The organism is Cecembia lonarensis LW9, assembly GCF_000298295.1.
GTDB lineage: Bacteria > Bacteroidota > Bacteroidia > Cytophagales > Cyclobacteriaceae > Cecembia > Cecembia lonarensis.
The window spans coordinates 1-1,503 of the sequence record NZ_AMGM01000186.1 but is presented as its reverse complement, the minus strand read 5'-3'; the positions used below and the strand labels follow the sequence as shown (position 1 = coordinate 1,503).

At 43.2% G+C, this 1,503-nt stretch carries 1 protein-coding gene; it reads right to left on the bottom strand.

The annotated features are described in order from the left end of the window. Window positions 1–51: 51 nt before the first annotated feature. The gene (locus B879_RS20710; RefSeq protein ID WP_009187180.1) at window positions 52–633 is read right to left on the bottom strand and encodes an LbetaH domain-containing protein; all 582 of its coding nucleotides are present in this window, start codon (window positions 631–633) and stop codon (window positions 52–54) included. Window positions 634–1,503 lie beyond the last annotated feature (870 nt).

The following is a 1,503-nucleotide window of genomic DNA, read 5'->3' as shown; positions in this document are numbered from 1 at the left end:
ATCCACTTCCGAAATCCGCCTTCCAACATCCCACTTCCATCCTCCCCTACATCATACACATGCTCCCGCCGGAATCCGGTTCTGATCTCCTAAAGATTTTCCCTTGGGCACATTAGCATTCAGACCAATGGTATTGGAGGTCCCCAAAACACAGTCAGGCCCTACATAAGCCTTTGGTGACAAATGGTTGAAATTACCTACCACCGCAAACATAGCAACAGTGCTGTACATTTCCAGCAAGTTAAAATCTCCTAATTTTGCCCCCGACTGCACATAAGCAAAGGGGCCTATCAGTACCCCCTCTCCCAAACTGACGTTACTGCCTAGCTTGGCTTCAGGATGGACAAATCGAATAAAGCGTGCACCTCTTTTTTTAAGATCCAATATAAAATCCGGGTATCGATTAGGTTCGCAACCCAACATGTACAGGTAATCCGAGCTAGGTTGGTGCAGCAAAGGCGAACCCAAATCCAAAAAACGGTCTGCTAGCCTGTCCTCCTCCCCTGGAAGGGACAAATAGCCAAGAATATTGATATTTTCTGAAGGAAAAAGTCTTCCATAATCTTCCAAATATTCAGCAAACTCCAAAGCGATACTGCCTTGGCCTACCATAATGACTTTATTTCGTAACATATCCAACTTATTATAAGAGTATAATTTAAGGCAATGCTATTGTAAAAACGTAATATAAAAGACTAAGCTTGGGTAAATTTGCCTTTTATTGTAAATGAAGTGGAGGACTTTCTGGTTGGGGAGGTGGGGTAGGTGTTAATTGTTCAGTTGTTAAATGTTAACCGTTAACCGTTAACTCTTAACCGTTAACATATATGACCGGAGAGCTTTGGATTGTTCAATGTTCAATTGTTCAGTGTTCAGTTGTTCAGGGTAGATCATGATAAGGTTGCCAAGCTTTTTTTGAAGGGCGAAGGGGCGGAGAAGCGAAGGGGAACCTCCAAGATTGTCTGAACCGCATTTGGAAACGGAACATTAGCGGAAATTCGAAAGCTCCGCGCCTAATTCTTTTTTCCCTTTATGGCTTTGATCACAGCAAAACATCAAGACCCCTAAACGGCCTTAAATCAACCCAATTCGTGAAATTCCTGCCTGTGGCAGACAGGAGTGTAATTAGTGGACAAAAAATTCCATTTCTTCATCAAACCAGGACTCCCAAACCATCCAAGCTCAAACACTTTTTCCTTTTGCCTTTTGCCTTGGCTCTTTCAATTGTTCAATTGTTCAAGGTTCAGAGTTCAATTGTTCAAGGTCGGATCATTAAAGGTTGCCAAGCTTCTTCTGAAGGGCGGAGGGGCGGAGAAGCGAGGAGGCGAAGGAGCGGAGAAGCGGAGGAGGAGCTGCAAGGTAGTCTGAACCACATTTGGAAACGGAAAATTCGCGGAAATTAGTAAGCCTGCGCCTAATTTTTTCTCCTTTTGCAGCTTTAATGCCACAAATACCTCAAATGCCCTAAAGAGCTTTAAATCAGGTCAATTAGTATAATTCCTA